Consider the following 20,073-nt stretch of genomic DNA (forward strand, 5'->3'; position numbering starts at 1 on the left):
ATCCAAATCGCTACCGGCTCGATTGCCCCTATCCTGACGCTTTACGTGCGTGAACTGGCGGGTAACATCAGCAGCCTGGCGTTTGTCAGTGGGTTGATCGCCTCGGTGCCCGGCGTTGCCGCCTTGATGAGTGCGCCACGGCTGGGCAAGCTGGGCGACAGGATCGGTCCGGAGCGTATTCTGGTGTTTATGCTGGTGATTTCCGTGCTGTTGCTGATCCCGATGGCCTTTGTCCAGACGCCTTGGCAACTCGGCGTATTGCGCTTCCTGCTCGGCGCTGCCGATGGCGCACTACTGCCTGCGGTGCAAACCTTGCTGATCTACAACTGTACCAATCAGGTTGCCGGGCGAATATTCAGCTATAACCAATCTTTCCGTGATATCGGCAACGTCAGCGGCCCACTGCTAGGCGCTGCCGTTTCCGCCAGCTATGGATTCCGCGCGGTATTTTGCATGACGGCGCTGGTAGTGCTATTTAACGCGTTCTATTCTTGGTGGTGTCTGCAACGGCGTCCAGCGAGAATGCGTGAAGATACGTTACAGGAAGAGTAATAGCGCTATTTATCGCCAGTTGTTCTGATAAATATCCCCCAAGCCCCGTTTCCCTTACTTTTATTATTGTTACCCTCCCGCTGCGACGCTGCCCTAATCTCTAAGAATAATATTATTAACACCTTGTTTTTAGACAAAAAAATCACACGCAGAGCAATAAACCACCTGTCAATGAAAATAACGTCTCAACCAACATAAAAACCAATAAAGGAGATGTTTGTCGACTTTTCGTCTAAAAAATGGGATACAGGTACTAGACAAAGCCACCATTCAGTTATCAAATGGTTAAATAATATCACGCCAGAAGTAACATTCTGACCAAGTGAATAAAATGGCCTGCAGGGTTTTTAAGCTTAATAGGCGCTGCGGCTGAGGTTTTGTCAGGTAATCCGCATCAGCGGGATTTCCTCGCTTACAGACACAGACATACCACAGTATCTGCTGCCTGCGCGCAGCACATTATATTGGGAAGACTTTATGCAATCCTCTGTTAATCAGAAAGAAAGCCGGACGTTCCTCGGCCATCCATATCCTCTCGGCTCGCTGTTCTTCACTGAAATGTGGGAGCGCTTCTCGTTTTATGGCATTCGTCCGTTACTGATCCTGTTTATGGCCGCCACGGTTTATGACGGCGGGATGGGGTTGGCGCGCGAAAACGCCTCGGCGATCGTCGGTATCTTTGCTGGCAGTATGTACCTGGCGGCACTGCCGGGTGGCTGGTTAGCCGATAACTGGCTCGGCCAGCAAAAAGCCGTTTGGTACGGTTCGATCCTGATCGCTTTGGGCCATCTGTCGATAGCCTTGTCCGCTTTTATGGGCAACGACCTGTTCTTCGTCGGCCTGATGTTTATCGTGCTCGGTTCCGGCCTGTTCAAAACCTGTATCTCGGTAATGGTCGGTACCCTGTACAAGAAAGGTGATGCGCGCCGTGACGGTGGGTTCTCGCTGTTCTACATGGGCATCAACATGGGCTCCTTTATTGCCCCGCTGATCTCCGGCTGGCTGATCCGTTCACACGGTTGGCACTGGGGCTTCGGCATCGGTGGTATCGGGATGTTGGTGGCTTTGGTGATCTTCCGGGTGTTTGCCGTACCGGCCATGAAGCGCTATGACAGTGAAGTGGGCCTTGATTCAACCTGGAATAGCCCGGTTGCCAAGAAAAATGGCGTGGGTGGCTGGCTGATTGCGCTGGCCGTGGGCGTTGCCGCGATCGTGATTATGATCTCTCAAGGCATCATCGTGATTAACCCGGTCGCCGTTGCCAGCATGCTGGTTTACGTCATCGCCGCCTCGGTCACGCTGTACTTTATCTATCTGTTCTTCTTTGCCGGGCTGAGCCGCAAAGAGCGTGCGCGTCTGCTGGTCTGTTTTATCCTGCTGATTTCTGCCGCCTTCTTCTGGTCGGCCTTCGAACAGAAACCGACCTCGTTCAACCTGTTCGCTAACGATTACACCAACCGCATGATCGGCGACTTCGAGATCCCGGCGGTATGGTTCCAATCGATTAACGCACTGTTCATTATCCTGTTGGCGCCAATCTTCAGTTGGGCCTGGCCGGCTCTGGCTCGTAACAAAATCCGCCTGAGCAGCATCACCAAATTCGTGATTGGTATTCTGTTTGCCGCCGCAGGCTTTGGCCTGATGATGCTGGCCGCGCAACAAGTGTTGGGCAATGGCGGCGCTGGCGTGTCACCGATGTGGCTGGTAGGCAGTATCCTGATGCTGACGCTGGGTGAGCTTTGCCTCAGCCCGATTGGGCTGGCAACCATGACGCTACTGGCACCGGATAGAATGCGTGGCCAGATGATGGGCCTGTGGTTCTGTGCCAGCGCGTTGGGCAACCTGGCCGCCGGCTTGATCGGTGGCCATGTGAAAGCGGATCAGTTGGATATGCTGCCAACCCTGTTCGCCCGCTGCTCTATTGCGCTGGTGATCTGTGCCGCCGTGCTTATCCTGCTAATCGTTCCGATCCGCCGCATGCTGGAAAACACCCAGGGTAAAAGCGGTGACAAACCGGTCACGCACGCCTGATAGACACTAAGTAATCAGCCTTAAGCCAGCGCCAAGCGCTGGCTTTTTTTATGCCTGCCATGATGAGAAAATGCCCCCTCACCCTAACCCTCTCCCCCAGGAGAGGGAACCGATGGTGCTACCACTTGGCTACAATTTTCGTCGTCAACATCCCACCGGTACAGATTAACGTCTGCACCTGAACACAACTCCATGCCTGCCCCCTCGCCCTTTGGGAGAGGGTTGGGGTGAGGGGAAACAAACGTGTTGCAACTTGCCTACAGCATCCATCGTCTACCGGAAATGCGCTTTGCGGTAGCCGCAAGACATGGCATGCTGCAACAGACACATCATCAGGCTCCAGAGGAGGAACAATGCTGTTTAACGTCGATGTTCTCCCAGAGAATCAGTCTATCGTGCCATTTTCAAAGGACTATCAGGATGGTGATTGCGAACCGGATCACTGCCACAGCTGCGCTCAACTGATCCATGGCCTCAGCGGCGTGGTGCAGGTGAATACGCGCGTAGGCAGTTGGGTCGTCCCCCCAGGCCGTGGCGTCTGGTTACCGGCCAAAGTGGAACATAACCTGCGTTTTAGCGGTAACGTGGCGGCGCGCACGCTGTTCGTCGATCCCCTGGCTCGCGCCGATTTGCCCGCTCAGTGCCAGGTGGTGCAAATTTCCCCCTTATTGCGTGAACTGATTATCAGCGCAATGAATATTCAGCCCGGTTACCGGCCCGGCGGACGCGAAGAGCGTATTATGGAACTGATCCTTGATGAGTTGCGTCTGCTGCCGATCCTGCCCCTGCATCTTCCCGAGCCACGCGATGGTGTCTTATTGGCCCTGTGCCAGCATATTCAGCAATCATTGGCGCAACCATGGGAGTTGGAGCTGGCGGCGCAACACATCAACGTCAGTGGCCGTACGCTATCCCGTCGTTTCCAACGTGAGACCGGCCTACGCTTTAGTGACTGGGTACGTCGTGCCCGCCTGCTGGCGGCGCTCAACGCCCTGGCTGCCGGAAGATCGGTGCTGGAAGTGGCTTTGGATCTGGGCTATGACAGCCCCAGCGCGTTTAGCGCCATGTTCCGCCGCCTGCTTGGCGTTTCCCCCAGCACCTATTTTACCCAGGCTCAGCCAGCTATCACGGCAAACAGCGGCCAGCCACGTTGAACAATGCCTGCAGCGAGGCGCTGGCCGAGTCGGTGTCAATCCCCACACCGTAAGTTGCCTCTCCCCTTGCTGGAGTACACCGGATATAGGTTACTGCCCGGCTATGGCTCTGATGGCCCAAGGTGTGTTCATGGTAATCGTCGATAGCCAGCACCAGGCCAAAGCGCTGGCACAACGCGTCCACCGCGCTGGATAACAGCCCGTTACCGCTGCCTTGCAACTGCATTGGCTCCCCCGCCAGAGCCACCTGTGCCGTAAAGCTGTATGCCGCCCCACCCTGGCTTTGCGTTTGATAGCTGAGCAGTTGTAAGCGCGGCTGTTCCACCAATCCGTAGCTGTTGCGGAACAACCGCCAGATTTCCGCCACCGTCATTTCCTTGCCGCTTTCATCCGTGGCCTGTTGTACCACTTTGCTGAAGTCGATCTGCAAGCCACGCGGCAGGCGTAATCCATGATTCTGCTCCAGCAGCCAGGCAGCACCGCTCTTGCCAGACTGGCTGTTAACACGGATCACCGCCTCATAGCTGCAACCCACGTCTGCCGGGTCAAGCGGCAGATAAGGCACCTGCCATAACCCATCTTCACGCTGCTGCTGGGCGGCAAAGCCTTTCTTGATAGCGTCCTGATGCGAGCCAGAGAACGCGGTAAACACCAACTCCCCAGCGTAAGGATGCCGCGGATGCACCGGTAACTGGTTACACTGCTCCACCACTTCAACCACTTCTTTCAGCCGGCTGAAGTCCAACCCTGGGGCGATCCCCTGGGTGTACAAATTAAGCGCTAACGTCACCAGATCGACATTACCGGTGCGTTCGCCGTTACCAAACAGGCAGCCTTCAACCCGGTCAGCCCCCGCCAGCATGGCCAGCTCGGCACAAGCGACACCGGTACCACGATCGTTATGCGGATGCACGCTAATGGTCACTTGCTGCCGCTGGCTGAAGTGGCGACAGAACCATTCGATCTGGTCGGCATAAATGTTCGGGGTACTCATCTCCACGGTGGCCGGCAGGTTGATGATCATGGGCCGCTGGCGTTCGGGTTGCCATACGTCCGCCACCGCCTCACAGATTCGCAGGACAAACTCCAGTTCGGTAAAGCAGAAGGTCTCCGGCGAATATTCGAAACACCAGTCAGTTTCCGGATGCCGATCGCACCATTGGCGAATGCGGCGTGCTCCGTTCACCGCCAGCGCTACGGTGGCTGCCTTGTCCTGCTTGAAGACGATATCGCGAAACATCGGGGCGGTGGCGTTATACAGATGCACAATGGCGCGTGGTGCCCCTAGTAACGACTCCATCGTGCGGTCGATCAGATCGTCGCGCGACTGTGTCAGCACCTGGATTGAAACGTCATCCGGGATCAGCCGTTGCTCGATCAAGTGACGAACGAAGTCAAAGTCGGTTTGGGATGCGGAAGGAAATGCCACCTCGATTTCCTTGAACCCGCAGGACAGTAACAACTGGTAAAACTGTAGCTTGCGAGCGTTATCCATCGGCTCGGCCAACGCCTGATTGCCGTCACGCAGATCGCTGGAACACCAGCGCGGTGCCTGTTGCTGGGTGCGGCCCGGCCACTGACGATCGGGTAAATCGATGGCCGGGAACGGCCGATACTTGCTTGCTGGGTTGGCTAACATCCTGATTCTCCTACAGACCAAAGGGTGTAGCCATTATTTCCTGCCCGTGGTCACGCGTCTCCCGGCTGATGGACAACCATCGTCGCAAAACGGACAACAAAAAATTTGCATCCTGCGGCGATGCGACAACAATTAATGCTGATGTTCCCCAAGATGATTGAAAAGGAGATGAGCATGAGCCTGTACGCCACGCTGGAAGAAGCAATCGAAGCCGCTCGCGAAGAGTTTATCGAAACGGCGGAAGGCGGCGATGATGACGAGCCGCCGGTACCCCAACAGTTTAACCTGCAAAAATACATCATGTTGGATGGCGACACGATGTGGCAGGCGGAATTTTTTCAAGAAGAAGGTGAGTCCGTCGAATGCATGACGATGCGCAGCGGAGCTGCCGCCCAAGCCGTTTTTGACGGTGACTACGACGAGATTGAGATCCGTGCAGAATGGATCAACGAAAATACGCTGCATGAGTGGGAGGAAGGTGATTTTCAGCTCGACCCTCCGCTGGATACCGAAGAGGGCCAGAGCGCGGCCGACGAATGGGATGAACGTTAAGCCAGTTGGGTGGGTGCCTGGTTGCCCACCCTCGCCTTGACGACCATGACTACACGTTGCATGCTGCATCCTCCCCATATTTAAACAGGCAGGTATCATGCTCATCAGACAGGCCGTTCCCGGTGACTATCCCGCAATTTTGGCCCTCCAGGCGGAAAACACGCCAGAGCAACTTACCCCCCTGCAGCGGCAACAAGGTTTTATCGTTTCGCAGATGAGTGAAAAACAGCTGGCAAGCATCAATAATGGCCTGGGTATCTTGATCGCCACTGAGGATGAGCAGTTGGCTGGGTTTGTCTGCCTGATGCAAACCAACGCCCAACCCCGACCGCCGGTAGTGGATGCCATGCTGCACACATTGGCCACGCAGCGGTTTCAAGACCGGGCAATGAATCAACAGCGGGTATTTCTCTATGGGCCGGTATGCCTGAGTGCCAAATGGCGGGGAAAAGGCGTGCTACGCCAGTTGGTTGCTGCGGTCAAAGCGCGAACTCAGCAGGATTTTGACGTTGGCGCGCTGTTTGTTAACGAGGATAACCCGCACTCGCTGGCCGCCCATGTTGCGGGCCTGGGGATGACGGCGTTGACCACTTTCGACTGCAATAACCAAAGTTATCAGTTAGTAGTCTTCGCCACCGGCAACTAAGACCTATTCGTAAGGCCCATGCTGCGCATCAAACGGCAGCATAAAGGTATCTACCACCAGCGAGAGCGGCACATCAATCACCATAACGCTGCGCCAGGGGGTATCACGCAAATCCCACTGCACCCCTGGATAATATTGGTGTCCGTGGCCTGCGCCAGGAACCGTACGGCTGATAATACTACCGCAGCCAGATAATGCCGTGATCATCGTGGCCAACAGTGCCAGACGGACTAGTGAAGCCATTTTCAACAACCAAGCCTTTGTTGAGAGTGAAACGAAAAAGGGGAACACGCAGTGCGCATTCCCCTTTAATGAATACTAACCGTTAGCGTTGGCCGACGGGGTGAGCCAGTTCATTATGCGGTAACTGCCGATAATGTTCACGCCAAGCCTCGCCCTGCGGCAGCAGCCAAATACGCTGATGCAGGCGTGACAACGCTACCGGATCGCTCAACAGCTCAAGACGTTTGGCTTTCGCCAGCTTCTCTGGCCCTACTTCCAGCGCCTCGTTCACCCGCTCTTCCCGCGTCCGATCGATAATGGTACGCAGATGGTGACGAGCCGTTGCCAGCGCGGCAGCCAAGGCGTTGTAAGACGGGTCCACCGCTGCATGCATAAAGCCGTTGCGCAAGGCACGCTGGCGATTAAGGTGCAGATAGGTGTCGGTGGCAACCAGCTCACGCGGCGGATCGTACTCTTCCGGGATCAGGAACAGCTTGGCTCGCTTGCTCTTGAGACCGAGCGTAGCCCGGCTCGACAGCGCCGAAACAAACGGCGACAGGATCAGCGAGAAGACGATCGGTGACAGCCACCACAGGAAGTTCAGATCCAGCAATGCCATGCCGCCGCCCCAAACCAGCCCCAGCAGCATTTGCGAACCGTGACGTTTGAAGGCTTCGCCCCACGGGGTGTCGTCATCATCACGCTGCGGCGAGTTCCACACCACTTCCCAGCCCAGGAACGCGCTAACCACAAACACGGTATGGAACAGCATGCGCACCGGTGCCAACAGCACTGAGAACATCACTTCCATCAGCATGGAGATCAACAGCCGGATCGGCCCGCCGTACTGCTTCGACCCTTTCGCCCAGACCAGCACGATACTCAGCAACTTCGGCAAGAACAGCAGCACCATGGTGGTAGAGAATAGCGCAATAGCCAATTCTGGCTTCCACTGTGGCCACACCGGGAACAACTGCCGGGGTTGCAGGAAGTATTGTGGCTCCACCAGGGTATGCACTATCTGCAACGCTGTGGACAGCGCCAGGAACATAAACCACAACGGTGCCGACAGGTAGGACATAACCCCGGTCAGGAACACCGCGCGGTGTACCGGATGCATGCCTTTTACCAGGAACAGGCGGAAGTTCATCAGGTTACCATGACACCAGCGGCGGTCGCGTTTCAGCTCGTCAAGCAGGTTAGGCGGTAACTCTTCATAACTGCCCGGCAGATCATAGGCGATCCACACGCCCCAGCCAGCACGACGCATCAATGCGGCCTCTACAAAGTCATGGGAGAGGATGGAACCGGCAAACGAGCCTTCACCTGGCAACGGTGCCAACGCGCAGTGCTCGATAAAGGGTTTCACCCGGATGATGGCGTTATGACCCCAGTAGTGGGATTCGCCCAACTGCCAGAAGTGCAGACCAGCAGTGAACAACGGGCCATAGAGGCGCGTGGCGAACTGCTGCACACGTGCATACAGCGTATCCATGCCTGAGGCTTTTGGCGCAGACTGGATGATACCGGCGTTCGGGTTGGCTTCCATCAAGCGTACCAGGCCGGTGAGGCACTCGCCGCTCATCACGCTGTCCGCGTCCAGGATCACCATGTAGCTATACTCACCGCCCCAACGACGGCAGAAATCGTCGATGTTGCCGCTCTTGCGTTTCACACGGCGGCGGCGACGACGGTAGAAGATGCGCCCGTGCCCCTCAACATCGCGGCACAGCTCCATCCAGGCTTTCTGTTCGGCGACGCAGATATCGGGATCGTAACTGTCGCTCAGCACATAGATATCGAAATGCTCAAGCTGACCGGTCGCCTTCACCGACTCATAGGTTGCCCGCAGCCCGGCAAAGACCCGTTCGACGTCTTCGTTACAGATCGGCATGATCAACGCGGTACGGTGCGCCGCATCGATCGGCTCATCGCCTTTGATGGTCGAAGAAATACTGTATTTATCTTTGCCGATCAACAGCTGCAGGAATCCCATCAGCGCCGTCCAGAAACCGGCAGAGACCCAACAGAACAGAATAGCAAACAGGATCAGAATGCCGGTCTGCAAAAGATAAGGTAACAGTTGCAACATCGACTGCATAAGATCCTGATCCCACATGGCGATAGGATCGATCAGCGCCCAGCCCTGATAAGGCAGAATGGTCTTCATGTACCAGGTGGCGATGCCGGTTTGCACCAGCATCAGGATCAACAGCACGTAACGGCGCATTGAACCGACGATACGCCAGCGGTTTTCCGCCTCTGCTTCTTCTTTGCTGGCATGACGATTGTGCGTCTTACGGCCCAGCAGAGAATCCCAGAAACGCCCCACCGGGTTGGTGCGCCAGGCCTCGGGAAACATGGTGGTACGTTTTACCGGCGGCGTGGCTTTCAGGATGGTGCGCCCTTGCGGGTCACAATCAAAATCGTCGTCATCGACGGCATCCGGCCAAGCCTGGCTGATGCGCGCCTTGACCGAGGCCAGGGCAATGTCATCGGCGGGCAGCGACGCCGCATTGACATCAGAGGCCCCCATCTGACGATGCAAAGCCTCCAGTGCCGGGATATCGCTGTCCATCGATTGTTGTTTGAGCGCCCCTGACCGCTCATCGGTCAGGGGCATTGCCGCAAGATATTCCTGGGCAGTTTCAGTAAACTTATTCATTGGCAGGTAGCTGATAGCTCCAGGTTTCCGACAGGGTCTTGTCACCGTTGACCAACGCAGCACGCATTTCTACCGGCTTTTTCTCGTCTTTCACTTTCAAACGCACCGTCAAACGCCAGCCTTTGGTTACCGGGTTATAGCGGACGCTGTTTTCCACCATTTCGCCGTTGTCACCAATGCTGATCTGAGCAGCTACCGGCGTATTGGCATCCAGCGCTTTCAGTGCCGGGCCGACGAAGTCAACCAGGAACGCCACGCTACCGTCCGGCTCGCGGATCAGGTTTGACTGTTTCACATCACCGGTTGAACGCATGGTTTTACCCACATAGCCGATATCCTGCGAATGCAGCTTCTCTTCATCGCGGGTGAAGTGCAGGCGGTAGTTCAATACCAGCGGCGTTTTCGCATCTGGCAACACGTCCGGCGTCCAGAACGCCACGATGTTATCGTTGGTTTCATCCGCAGTTGGGATCTCTACCAGCTCAACCTTGCCCTTGCCCCAATCGCCGCGCGGCTCAACCCAGGCGCTTGGACGCAGATCGTAACGATCGTCCAAGTCTTGGTAGTCACGGAAATCACGGCCACGCTGCAGCAGACCAAAACCTTTCGGGTTTTCGATGCTGTAAGTGCTGACAGATAGGTGCTTAGGATTGTTCAGCGGACGCCAGATCCACTCGCCATTACCAGCATGGATAGACAGACCGTTGGAGTCATGCAGCGCCGGGCGGTAATTCAGCGTTGGCGAAGGATTGCTCGGCCCAAACAGGAACATGCTGGTCAACGGCGCCATACCCAGCTTGCCAACTTTATCGCGCAGGAACACTTTGGACTGGACATCTACCGTGGTATCGCGGCCGGGGTAAACCACAAAACGGTATGCGCCGGTGGCTCGTGGAGAATCCAGCAAGGCATAAATCACCAGATGCTTATCGCCCTGCTTGGGACGTTCGATCCAGAACTCGCGGAAACGCGGGAATTCTTCGCCAGATGGCAAGGCGGTATCAATCGCCAACCCACGCGCAGAAAGCCCATAAACCTGCCCTTTGCCCACCACACGGAAATAGCTGGCACCCAGCATACTCATGATTTCGTCGTTCTTATCCGCACTGTTGACCGGATAGAGCACTTTAAACCCGGCGAAACCGAGTTTCTTCACCGAATCGGGATCGTGCTTGACGGGGCCAAAGTTGAAATAGTCCGGGCTGTATTTGATCTCTTTGACGGTGCTGGCCGTGACCTCATTGATGGTGACCGGCGTGTCGAAGTACATCCCTTGATGGTAGAACTCAAGCTTGAAAGGGGTTTTCAGCTTGTTCCATACGGCTTTGTCGTGGTTGAACTGTATCTGCTGATAGTCCGCGAACTTCATATCGCGAAACTGAGAAGGAAGGTTGCTCTTCGGGGCTTCAAAGCCTTTTCCCGCCAGATCCTGGGCCTGTTTGGCCACATCGTCGATAGAAAAAGCCCATGCCTGCGAACTCAACAACGTGCATAAAACGGTAGCACCTAACCAACGTACGCTCGTGGCGCGTGGTTTTTTTGATAATAGATTTACTAGCACATCCCCCCCTATTCGTGTGCTCAAAATATTCAAAATCCATATTAATGGATTATTCAGCTCGCCGACAACATGATAAACGTGTGCTGATGTTTACGGCTTAGAGTTTAAGCAGTTGTGCAGCGTAGCAAGCTGTGCTCCAAGACGCTATGGAAAAATGTCGGTCGCTATAGTAGGGTTTGTGTTTACGATTACCCCATTGCCGACTTATTAAGCGGGTTTACACTCCCCCCAGATACAACCACCAGCGGTAACCTATGACTAACGGCACTAACCAGCGCGAGTTTTTCCTGGATTCGATTCGAGCCTATTTGATGCTACTCGGCATTCCTTTTCATCTTTCTCTGATTTACTCCAGCCATTCGTGGGCGGTTAACAGCGTGACCCCGTCGTTTTCGCTGACGGTTCTCAACGACTTTATTCACGCCTTTCGCATGCAGGTGTTCTTCATCATCTCCGGCTACTTCTCCTACATGCTGTACGAACGCTATGACAGCCACCGCTGGTTGAAGGTACGCCTGGAGCGGGTTGCCATACCGCTGCTGAGTTCTATCCCGTTGATTACCTTGCCGCAGTTCTTTTTACTCAAGAACTTCACCGATAAATTAACCGGCTGGGATGATTTTACCCTCTATCAAAAAATAAACGTGGCGGTTTGGGAGCTGGTTTCCCATCTGTGGTTTTTATTAACCTTATGCTTATTGACCTGCGCCTGTTTTTATCTGTTTAAAAAAATTAAGGCGATAAAAACGCCGATGGCACCGCGGCCGATAAATAAAATGACCAATCTCAGCAATATCTCATTGTGGTTGTTATTGTATGCCTTTATATACGGCGTATTTCATCGCGTTGTTTTAATCACCGCCCCACATTTACTGTCTAACGGTTTGTTCAACTTTGTGGTGATGGAAACCCTGTTCTACCTGCCGTTCTTCATTGTGGGGGCTTACGCCTTCAAATATCCATGGCTGAAAGCGGTGTTCCTCAAGCCCTCATGGCCAGCCGTACTGGGCTCGCTGCTGCTGTTGCTTGCCTACATGCTCAACCAGAAACTGCTGGCGCACAGCAGCTTTGGGTTTGAACTGGAAATCATGATCAAAGCCGTACTCGGGGTCCTGATGGCCAACGTGGTGTTCTCATTTGGCCATGCGCTGCTCGATTTCCATTCGCCCCGCATCACCTATCTGGTTAACGCTTCACTGTTCATCTATCTGGTTCACCATCCCCTGACGCTGATATACGGGGCCTTCGTGACTCCGCTGATCGACAATAATCTGCTGGGTTTCCTGTTGGGTCTGGTATTCGTCTTTGCCTGCGCCTTCCTGTTATATGAGCTGCACAAGCGCATTCCCCTATTACGCTTCCTGTTCTCCGGCAAAGCCTAACCTCCTGTGCACGGGCGCCGCATGCTGCGCCCGCTTAGCTATAATTGAGCGATGCTCAGCGCACATGTTGATCAGCCTATCGCGACCCGCTGATGCAAAGTTGTGCTGGAGCATATTGCGGTGAGTTGTTATAACTACAGTGCATAAGAAAAAATCCACATCCCTGCCTTACGGTAGCGATTGGGCTCACGAACCCTAAGGGATGGCGCATCACCATCGCGTGCGCCGGTAACATTTCCCTTCCGTCACGACAGAGAGGATTTTAATGACCGATAAACCCACCGCGGCAACCGAAGCCGTAGCAGAAAACGCCACACTACTGAAAATCTTGGGCAGACTGCTGTCCGCGCTGGATTCTTCCATCAGCGGCAAAGATCGTAGCGTATTGGTAACCGAGCTTTCCAGCCTCAACCTGGACGGGATCTCTGAGGCCGAAAGGAAACTGTCAGCCGAATTAATCAAGCGTGCCCTGCAATCACTCGATCACTAACCTCCCGCATGCAAACCATTAAGCCTCCTGCTGGGGGATTAATGGTTTTTCATCAATAATCTGTTTCCCGCCATCCTCAATCAGCTGATAAATAGGCACAAAATCCGAAATACCCACATTTCATTTGTCTTTTCATCAAATTTTGCGACAAGTAGCCATAATGGCACAATTTTTTGGCAATCAGCCTTGGCGTTGCACAGGAAAAACAGGCTATTATGACCTGGTGTCTATGCTTTTACTCCCCCCATTTAGCTCAACTCGCAGGAGAACATTATTTTGGATGCCAGCACGATCAATAGCTTGTTCATCATCGGTGCCGTGTTGGTGGGAGCAAGTATTCTGCTCAGTTCTTTCTCTTCACGCCTGGGTATTCCCATTCTGGTGATCTTCCTGGCGATAGGCATGCTGGCCGGTGTTGACGGCCCTGGTGGCATCGCCTTCGATAACTATCCCGCCGCCTATCTGGTCAGCAACCTGGCTTTGGCCGTGATCCTGCTCGACGGTGGTATGCGTACCCGCGTCAGCTCCTTCCGTGTCGCACTATGGCCCGCATTGTCTCTGGCCACCCTCGGCGTACTGATCACCGCGGGTCTGACTGGCATGGCTGCCGCCTGGCTATTTAACCTCGATTTGATCCAAGGGCTGTTGATCGGCGCCATTATTGGCTCGACCGATGCGGCAGCGGTATTTTCACTGCTAGGTGGCAAAGGGTTGAACGAGCGTGTCAGCGCTACGCTGGAAATTGAGTCCGGCAGCAACGATCCCATGGCGGTGTTTTTAACCATCACCCTGATTGCCATGATTTCCGCTGGCGAAACCTCGTTAAGCTGGATGTTCATCGTCCATCTATTGCAGCAGTTCGGCATGGGCATCGTGCTCGGCCTGGGCGGCGGCTGGTTGCTGTTGACGCTGATCAATCACATCAAGCTGGCAGAAGGGTTGTATCCACTGCTGGCCGTGAGCGGTGGCATTTTAATCTTTGCGCTGACCACCGCCCTGGATGGCAGCGGCATTCTGGCAGTCTATCTGTGCGGCCTGCTGCTGGGTCACCGCCCAATCCGTAACTACCACGGCATTGTGCAAACCTTCGACGGCCTGGCCTGGTTGAGCCAGATCGGCATGTTCCTGGTGCTGGGGCTGTTACTTAACCCGCACGACCTATTGCCTATCGCCATCCCCGCCCTGCTGCTCTCGCTGTGGATGATCCTGTTTGCCCGCCCGATTTCGGTGTTTATCGGCCTGCTGCCGTTTCGCAACTTCAACCTGCGCGAACGCATGTTTATCTCCTGGGTGGGGTTACGCGGCGCGGTGCCGGTGATCCTGGCAGTATTCCCGATGATGGCCGGGCTACCCAATGCCAATCTGTTCTTTAACGTAGCGTTCTTTGTCGTGTTGGTTTCACTGCTGTTGCAGGGCACCTCGCTGTCCTTTGCCGCCAAAAAGGCCAAGGTGGTGGTGCCACCGGCATTAGCCCCGATTTCACGCGTGGGGCTGGATGTCCACCAGGAAAACCAATGGGAGCAGTTTGTCTATCAGCTCAACGCCGAGAACTGGTGCGTTGGCGCAGCGCTGCGTGAACTCAAGATGCCGCAGGGAACACATATTGCCGCCCTGTTCCGTGGCAAAGAGCTGTTACATCCGAGCGGTAGTACCCGCTTGCTTGCGGGCGATACCCTGTGCGTTATTGGCCATGAACACGATCTGCCGGCGCTGGGTAAACTGTTCAGCCAGGCGCCTACGGTTACGCTGGATGAGCGGTTCTTCGGTGATTTCATTCTGCAATCCGATGCGCGTCTGAGTGATATCTCACAGGTCTACGGCCTGAATCTGCAAGACGGCGTGGACGATCAGCAAACGCTCGGCCAGTTCGTCACCCGGTTAATCGGGGGCGAAGCCGTGGTGGGGGATCAGGTGGAATGGGATGGTTTGACCTGGACTATCGCGGAGATGGATGCTAATCAGATCAGTAAAATAGGCGTCAAGATCGTTACCGATTAACCCGCTAATCGCGATTAACCACTCGGTAGCGGGAACTAATCCGGCCCGCAAAACTCATAATGACAGTCATTATCATTAATGCCCACCTCAGCGTTGAGGTGGGCCGTTTGCGGTACCTCAACCGCCGGATAATATTTTGAGCAACAAAGCGAAATTCTTTTCAATCTTGGCCATCATCGCTTTGAGCGTTGCCTTACTGGATTTGGGTATCGCCGATTTGGTTCATCGAATACTACTTGGATGATGCAATCTGATGCAAAAACAACAAGAGAAAGACTTACTGGGAAAGGTACTGCTGACCGTTTCTGCCCTGTGCCTCATCACCGTGGCTGGGCTGTTGGTCTGGGGTTTTGTGCTGGATTGAAGCAATGCCTGGCGAACGAGCATAAAAAAACCGCCGTAGCAGTTTTTTTTGGCAATCAGATCAGATTTTGCAGCCTTCGCAGTCTTCCTCATCCTCAAGGAGTTCAGGAACTTCCCTAGCCTTCTGCGCCGCATTTTTTTCTGCTTTGGCTAATTCAGCATCAATGTCAAAATCAAAAATATCATCACTCATCGCTATTTCCTGAGAATAGTCTTATCACCAAGCGGTATTATAGCCAACATCAGCACCGGTGCAACCCTTCAGCTCAGTACGGCCTGCGGCGCTGGCGGAGTGGCTAACCTTTTAGCATAGGCCAAATCATAAACGTCATAGAAATCAATCTCGCCCTTATTGGCGATAATTTCCTGCATACGGGTTTTCAACACCGAACTCACCGTAGGTTCGTTCAACAGTGCCTGGATGGCCTGCGGCGACAGTGCGCGCGTAAAGTACCATTCCCCATTGTAACAGACTCGCAGATCCAGCACGCCGATATCCTCGAAGCGGTAAACCGGTTTGATTTCAATCAGCAACATGGCAAACATAAACAGCACAAAGGCAGTAAAACCCAGGAATGAATACAGCCCCATGTAGGGCACCGGGTACATCACCGCAATCACCGCAAAATAGCCAGCAAACATGGCAAAACACAGCCAACGGTGGGTACGTGCAAACTCGCTGTTGAAACGCGGCTTACCATCACGCCCTTCCCGCTGATTAATCCGTTCTATCTCTGCAACCAGGATGTTCTTAATCGTATCCATCGCCCTAACCTTAATGCCTAAGCGCATCGTTACCATCACCAATCTTAGCTCAAGCTATCACAATGACAGTTTATTGAGGTAGATCAATTCCTGCATTAATCGTGGCAAACTGTTATAGCTTGAATCAGCGTGACTGTGATGCCCTTCCCTGTCCCTGCGCGACCATAAACATACGTTGTGCCACATCATCCGCCTGCTTGATTTTACGTTTCTGCGGTTCGTTACAGCGTTGCGCGGCACGCACATAGGCGATTTCATGTGCCTGATCGATCATCGAGATCACTTTGTCGCACGCGGTTTTATCCATATTGCCCAATAAGGTGGTTATGATCGCCTGGTAAGCATTGGAAGCCGCAGTGAGTGCCTGTTCGCGGGCCTCTAATGCCTCTATACGCTGCAAAAGTACTTGAAGCAGTTCGGTATCAGACATATCCACCTCCACTAGCCAGGCAACGCTGCCTGTAATAAGTGTAGCAAGGGTTGCGCTATCATGATGGGTTTCAATATGTTGCTACTGGGATAGAATAGCGGGGCATCCTCTGGGACCTTAAATACCGACAATAAGGAGCATCACATGCCATCAAAACGTTATCGTTCAATCCCGTTGCTTGCCGCGCTGTTGCTTTGCGCCTGCACCGCCTCACAAAACAGCGTTGAAAGACACGCCCGCCATGCCACCTTCCAGTTGGCGGAGGCGCATTTCGGCCCCGATACGCGCACCGATATCTCAAAATCGACGAAAGCCGCCATCCCATTCTTTGAGCAGTTTTATCAGATAGGCAAAAAAGATCGCCAGGATGGACTGACCCGCGAACAGGCACAGCAAAGGGTGAATGGGTTCCGCAGCCCTGATTTTTTACCTGAGTCAGAGCAAAAGGCGACGATGTTTAATCAATCCTATACGGCTGACTCGCCGAAAAAACAGCGCGAGATCCTGCTCGAAAATGCTATTGCCACTTACTGGGATGGCTATGACGGCAAGCCTTAACCGAGCGACCTGCTAGCAGCACCGCCCCCAGCTCTTGCATCTGTGAGGGGGCCTTAACTCTGCATCATCCCTGTACGGTTCGGGGACATCGAAGACAGGTGTTCGGGGACATAGTGAACACTTTTTAACACCCTGTGTTGATAAAAATCGACCCATCCCTCAGACCACCCTGCCGCAAAAGTCGCTGAAAAACATAACATTTTTTACTCAATTTGATTCAAACCCCAGATAACGCTAAGCTATATGACAAGAAAAACTAATCCTAAGGATGACATTTTTTGTTTAAAACCCTATTTATTGTGATGAGAATCTCAGAAAAAAAACCACAAGGACGAACTTCAAAAAAGAGGTGACATTAGCCTGACTGATATCTTGACCAATAAAAATGAGCGGGCTGACGAACTCGCCGACGATCAATTTTGCATGGGATGATTTATGAAGCTAAGAAAAAAAAAGCATAAACCACTACAGATTAATGACATCACAATTATTGATGACAGCAAGTTAAAAAAAGCCATTACCGCCGCCGCATTAGGCAACGCCATGGAATGGTTTGACTTCGGTGTTTACGGCTTTGTCGCCTACGCACTGGGCCAGGTGTTCTTCCCTGGCGCCTCGCCTGGCGTTCAAATGATCGCCGCACTGGCCACCTTCTCGGTTCCTTTCCTGGTACGCCCTTTGGGCGGCGTCTTCTTCGGCGCCATGGGCGATAAATTCGGTCGCCAGAAAGTCTTATCCATCACCATCATTATTATGGCGATCAGCACCTTCTGTATCGGCCTGATCCCGTCCCACGCCTCTATTGGTATCTGGGCACCGATTCTGCTGTTGCTGGCCAAACTGGCACAGGGCTTCTCCGTTGGTGGGGAGTATTCTGGCGCAGCCATTTTTGTGGCCGAGTATTCACCCGACCGTAAACGCGGATTTATGGGCAGTTGGCTCGACTTTGGCTCCATCGCCGGCTTCGTATTAGGGGCTGGTGTAGTGGTACTCATCTCCAGCATCGTGGGCGAGGCCAACTTCCTCGACTGGGGCTGGCGTATTCCGTTCTTCCTGGCTGCGCCGCTGGGTGTGATTGGCCTGTATTTGCGCCACGCCTTGGAAGAAACGCCAGCGTTCCAACAGCATATGGACAAAATGGAACAGAACGACCGTGCGGCAATTGAGAACCCGCCGAAAACCTCGTTCAAAGAGATCGCTACCAAGCACTGGAGAAGCCTGCTGGTGTGCGTAGGTATTGTAATCTCGACCAACGTGACCTACTACATGCTGTTGACCTACATGCCAAGCTACCTGTCGCATAACCTGCACTATTCCGAAGACCACGGCGTGCTGATCATCATTGCCATCATGCTCGGGATGCTGTTCGTTCAGCCGTTGGTTGGCCTGACCAGCGACCGCATTGGCCGTAAGCCATTCATCATTGGCGGTAGCGTCGGCCTGCTGTTGCTGGCCATCCCCAGCTTTATTTTGATCAACAGTAACGTTATTGGCCTGATTTTTGTTGGCCTGCTGATACTGGCGGTGTTGCTCAATTCCTTTATCGGGGTGATGGCATCAATACTTCCTGCGATGTTCCCCACCCACATCCGTTACAGTGCGTTGGCCATTTCATTTAATATCTCGGTACTGATTGCGGGTGCTACGCCGACGCTGGTCGCCTGGCTGGTTGAATCCACCGGCAACTTGTATATGCCAGCCTACTATCTGATGGTGGTGGCTGCGATTGGTCTGGTTACCGGCCTGTATATGAAAGAGACGGCCAACAAACCGTTGCGTGGTGCTGCCCCAGCCGCTTCTGACCGCTCGGAAGCCAAAGAGCTGCTGCAGGAAACTTACGATAATATCGAGCAGAAAGTGGAAGATATCAGCCAGCAAATCGCCGATTTGGAGAAGAAAAAGCAAACGCTGATCGACCAGCATCCAAAACTGGATTAATGCTCCACGGTGAACAAACAGGCCAGAGCTCGTTAGCATAACGACTCTGGCCTTTTTATTACTCTCAACAGGTGCAGTTTGAGTCGGTTCAGATTTTGTCCGCTGATTCGTTCAACTTAGCCAGATTACGAACCCGAAGCAGATTCGCTACGGAGTCTTGATACCCCTCGCCGATGGCTTTACCGTCACAATAAAAATACCCGACATAATAACCAGCAGACCAATACCCAGCGTGAGAGTCAATTGCTCCGCCAGGAAGACAACGGACATCAGTAAGCCTATCACCGGCACCCCGAGCATCGCCGTCGACATGCTGGTGCTCGACAACCACATGCTGGCGGCATTCACCGCTACAAAGCAGAACGCGGTCGCCAGCGGCCCCATAAACAGCAGTATTTCGATTAACGATGTAGAACCATCGCCGGTATACGGCCCTTCGAAGACTCGAGCCATCAACACCAACGGCACGCTGGCCAGCAGCATCTGCCAGGGAGCCAACTCATACGCACTGCACACTCCTTTATGATAACGCAGATGCAAAATGCACATCGCCCAGGCAAAGGAGGCCGTAAGCAACATCAGGTTCGCCACGATGAGAACCTTATCGCCCCAGTTAAACGTGAACGGGTTGAACAGCACAATGACCCCTACACCACCGAGCAACGATCCCAACAGTTGCCGACGTGAAAGCGACTGCCGGAAAAATAACACTGCGATAGGCGTAACCCAGAGCGGCGTGGTGTAAGCCAGGATAGCGGAACGGCCAGCAGGTACTTCGGTCATGGCAAAGGCACCGAGTACGGTAAACGTCAGCATTTGCAGCAGCCCTACGCTCAACACCAAAGGCCAATCTTTACGTGGCGGGAATCGCAACTTTTTGGTCAAAATCTGTAGGGCAAACAAACACAGCGCACCACTGACAAATCGGGTGGTAGAAAGCCAAATCGGCGTCATATGCGAAAGCCCAGCCTTCATCACCGGCCAGTTCGCCCCCCAAATCACAATGGCCCCAACCAGCAGCATGACACCTTTGATTTTCACCCTATCTGGTGCGTAGCTCGACACGTTGGGCGAGCCGATTAAGTATTTACCCTCAGTAGCCACAGCGGTTTCTCATCCATTTATTC

Annotated in this window: 18 protein-coding genes; 10 read left to right on the plus strand and 8 right to left on the minus strand. The window is 53.8% G+C overall.

Features of this window, described 5'->3' with window-relative positions:
- The 3 genes from ACLQ7H_RS16315 to ACLQ7H_RS16325 form a co-directional block, all read left to right on the plus strand.
- Positions 1–552: MFS transporter (locus ACLQ7H_RS16315; protein ID WP_411753573.1), on the plus strand; the 552-nt coding region annotated here is incomplete at its 5' end.
- Between the two features lie 477 nt (positions 553–1,029).
- A complete protein-coding gene (locus ACLQ7H_RS16320; protein ID WP_411753574.1) occupies positions 1,030–2,583 on the plus strand; it encodes a peptide MFS transporter in 1,554 nt (517 codons plus the stop codon).
- Positions 2,584–2,936: 353 nt separating this feature from the next.
- Positions 2,937–3,737: an AraC family transcriptional regulator gene (locus ACLQ7H_RS16325; RefSeq protein WP_411753575.1), complete on the plus strand. Its 801-nt coding sequence runs from the start codon at positions 2,937–2,939 to the stop codon at positions 3,735–3,737.
- On the opposite strand, the gene leuA is transcribed toward ACLQ7H_RS16325, so the two are convergent.
- Positions 3,709–5,376 carry a 2-isopropylmalate synthase gene (gene leuA / locus ACLQ7H_RS16330; RefSeq protein ID WP_411753576.1) on the minus strand — a complete coding sequence of 556 codons (1,668 nt, stop codon included), beginning with the start codon at positions 5,374–5,376 and terminating at the stop codon, positions 3,709–3,711. The genes ACLQ7H_RS16325 and leuA overlap by 29 nt on opposite strands.
- Before the next feature lie 174 nt (positions 5,377–5,550).
- Between leuA and ACLQ7H_RS16335 the strand changes: the two genes are divergently transcribed.
- Both ACLQ7H_RS16335 and ACLQ7H_RS16340 read left to right on the plus strand, forming a co-directional pair.
- Complete coding sequence (locus ACLQ7H_RS16335) at positions 5,551–5,928, plus strand: MysB family protein (RefSeq protein ID WP_411753663.1); 378 nt, start codon at positions 5,551–5,553, stop codon at positions 5,926–5,928.
- Positions 5,929–6,025: 97 nt separating this feature from the next.
- Positions 6,026–6,574, plus strand: a complete 549-nt coding sequence (locus tag ACLQ7H_RS16340; protein WP_411753577.1) for an N-acetyltransferase family protein — start codon at positions 6,026–6,028, stop codon at positions 6,572–6,574.
- A gap of 3 nt (positions 6,575–6,577) precedes the next feature.
- Here ACLQ7H_RS16340 and ACLQ7H_RS16345 read toward each other — a convergent pair whose 3' ends face one another.
- From ACLQ7H_RS16345 to ACLQ7H_RS16355, 3 genes are all read right to left on the minus strand, one after another.
- Entirely contained in the window at positions 6,578–6,817 is a 240-nt protein-coding gene (locus ACLQ7H_RS16345; protein WP_411753578.1) for a YceK/YidQ family lipoprotein, read from the minus strand.
- A gap of 82 nt (positions 6,818–6,899) precedes the next feature.
- On the minus strand, positions 6,900–9,461 hold the full coding sequence (mdoH, locus tag ACLQ7H_RS16350; RefSeq protein ID WP_411753579.1) for a glucans biosynthesis glucosyltransferase MdoH: 2,562 nt from the start codon (positions 9,459–9,461) through the stop codon (positions 6,900–6,902).
- Entirely contained in the window at positions 9,454–11,022 is a 1,569-nt protein-coding gene (locus tag ACLQ7H_RS16355; RefSeq protein ID WP_411753580.1) for a glucan biosynthesis protein G, read from the minus strand. Before ACLQ7H_RS16355 ends, mdoH begins: the two co-directional genes overlap by 8 nt.
- Positions 11,023–11,276: 254 nt before the next feature.
- Here ACLQ7H_RS16355 and mdoC point away from each other — a divergent pair, with 254 nt between their 5' ends.
- The 3 genes from mdoC (at position 11,277) to ACLQ7H_RS16370 (ending at position 14,892) form a co-directional block, all read left to right on the plus strand.
- A complete protein-coding gene (gene mdoC, locus ACLQ7H_RS16360; RefSeq protein WP_411753581.1) occupies positions 11,277–12,404 on the plus strand; it encodes a glucans biosynthesis protein MdoC in 1,128 nt (375 codons plus the stop codon).
- Between the two features lie 265 nt (positions 12,405–12,669).
- Positions 12,670–12,894, plus strand: a complete 225-nt coding sequence (locus ACLQ7H_RS16365; protein ID WP_411753582.1) for a hypothetical protein — start codon at positions 12,670–12,672, stop codon at positions 12,892–12,894.
- A gap of 276 nt (positions 12,895–13,170) precedes the next feature.
- A complete protein-coding gene (locus tag ACLQ7H_RS16370) occupies positions 13,171–14,892 on the plus strand; it encodes a potassium/proton antiporter (protein ID WP_411753583.1) in 1,722 nt (573 codons plus the stop codon).
- A 424-nt stretch (positions 14,893–15,316) separates the two neighbouring features.
- Here the strand turns inward: ACLQ7H_RS16370 and ACLQ7H_RS16375 are convergent, their stop codons facing one another.
- The 3 genes from ACLQ7H_RS16375 to ACLQ7H_RS16385 form a co-directional block, all read right to left on the minus strand.
- Positions 15,317–15,448 carry a hypothetical protein gene (locus ACLQ7H_RS16375; protein WP_411753584.1) on the minus strand — a complete coding sequence of 44 codons (132 nt, stop codon included), beginning with the start codon at positions 15,446–15,448 and terminating at the stop codon, positions 15,317–15,319.
- Between the two features lie 68 nt (positions 15,449–15,516).
- Positions 15,517–16,020, minus strand: coding sequence for a YlaC family protein (locus tag ACLQ7H_RS16380; RefSeq protein WP_411753585.1), 504 nt, complete (start codon positions 16,018–16,020; stop codon positions 15,517–15,519).
- Between the two features lie 124 nt (positions 16,021–16,144).
- On the minus strand, positions 16,145–16,450 hold the full coding sequence (locus ACLQ7H_RS16385) for a hypothetical protein (RefSeq protein ID WP_411753586.1): 306 nt from the start codon (positions 16,448–16,450) through the stop codon (positions 16,145–16,147).
- A gap of 144 nt (positions 16,451–16,594) precedes the next feature.
- Between ACLQ7H_RS16385 and ACLQ7H_RS16390 the strand changes: the two genes are divergently transcribed.
- Together ACLQ7H_RS16390 and proP are read left to right on the plus strand one after the other, a co-directional pair.
- Positions 16,595–17,008, plus strand: a complete 414-nt coding sequence (locus tag ACLQ7H_RS16390) for an Exc2 family lipoprotein (RefSeq protein ID WP_411753587.1) — start codon at positions 16,595–16,597, stop codon at positions 17,006–17,008.
- A gap of 435 nt (positions 17,009–17,443) precedes the next feature.
- Positions 17,444–18,946: a glycine betaine/L-proline transporter ProP gene (gene proP, locus ACLQ7H_RS16395; RefSeq protein WP_411753588.1), complete on the plus strand. Its 1,503-nt coding sequence runs from the start codon at positions 17,444–17,446 to the stop codon at positions 18,944–18,946.
- A gap of 147 nt (positions 18,947–19,093) precedes the next feature.
- Here proP and ACLQ7H_RS16400 read toward each other — a convergent pair whose 3' ends face one another.
- Positions 19,094–20,050 (minus strand): DMT family transporter, encoded by a 957-nt coding sequence (locus tag ACLQ7H_RS16400; RefSeq protein WP_411753589.1) that lies wholly within the window; start codon positions 20,048–20,050, stop codon positions 19,094–19,096.
- Between the last annotated feature and the right edge of the window lie 23 nt (positions 20,051–20,073).

The organism is Serratia sp. (in: enterobacteria) (assembly GCF_046715635.1).
Taxonomy (GTDB): Bacteria; Pseudomonadota; Gammaproteobacteria; order Enterobacterales; family Enterobacteriaceae; genus Chania.

Bases quoted from the DNA above. Each gene is read 5' to 3' on its own strand.
- ACLQ7H_RS16320 (WP_411753574.1), top strand. From the start codon at position 1,030: ATGCAATCCTCTGTTAATCAGAAAGAAAGCCGGACGTTCCTCGGCCAT.
- leuA (WP_411753576.1), bottom strand. From the start codon at position 5,376: ATGTTAGCCAACCCAGCAAGCAAGTATCGGCCGTTCCCGGCCATCGAT.
- proP (WP_411753588.1), top strand. From the start codon at position 17,444: ATGAAGCTAAGAAAAAAAAAGCATAAACCACTACAGATTAATGACATC.
- ACLQ7H_RS16390 (WP_411753587.1), top strand. From the start codon at position 16,595: ATGCCATCAAAACGTTATCGTTCAATCCCGTTGCTTGCCGCGCTGTTG.
- ACLQ7H_RS16380 (WP_411753585.1), bottom strand. From the start codon at position 16,020: ATGGATACGATTAAGAACATCCTGGTTGCAGAGATAGAACGGATTAAT.
- ACLQ7H_RS16365 (WP_411753582.1), top strand. From the start codon at position 12,670: ATGACCGATAAACCCACCGCGGCAACCGAAGCCGTAGCAGAAAACGCC.
- ACLQ7H_RS16335 (WP_411753663.1), top strand. From the start codon at position 5,551: ATGAGCCTGTACGCCACGCTGGAAGAAGCAATCGAAGCCGCTCGCGAA.
- ACLQ7H_RS16345 (WP_411753578.1), bottom strand. From the start codon at position 6,817: ATGGCTTCACTAGTCCGTCTGGCACTGTTGGCCACGATGATCACGGCA.
- mdoH (WP_411753579.1), bottom strand. From the start codon at position 9,461: ATGAATAAGTTTACTGAAACTGCCCAGGAATATCTTGCGGCAATGCCC.
- ACLQ7H_RS16340 (WP_411753577.1), top strand. From the start codon at position 6,026: ATGCTCATCAGACAGGCCGTTCCCGGTGACTATCCCGCAATTTTGGCC.
- ACLQ7H_RS16325 (WP_411753575.1), top strand. From the start codon at position 2,937: ATGCTGTTTAACGTCGATGTTCTCCCAGAGAATCAGTCTATCGTGCCA.
- mdoC (WP_411753581.1), top strand. From the start codon at position 11,277: ATGACTAACGGCACTAACCAGCGCGAGTTTTTCCTGGATTCGATTCGA.
- ACLQ7H_RS16385 (WP_411753586.1), bottom strand. From the start codon at position 16,450: ATGTCTGATACCGAACTGCTTCAAGTACTTTTGCAGCGTATAGAGGCA.
- ACLQ7H_RS16375 (WP_411753584.1), bottom strand. From the start codon at position 15,448: ATGAGTGATGATATTTTTGATTTTGACATTGATGCTGAATTAGCCAAA.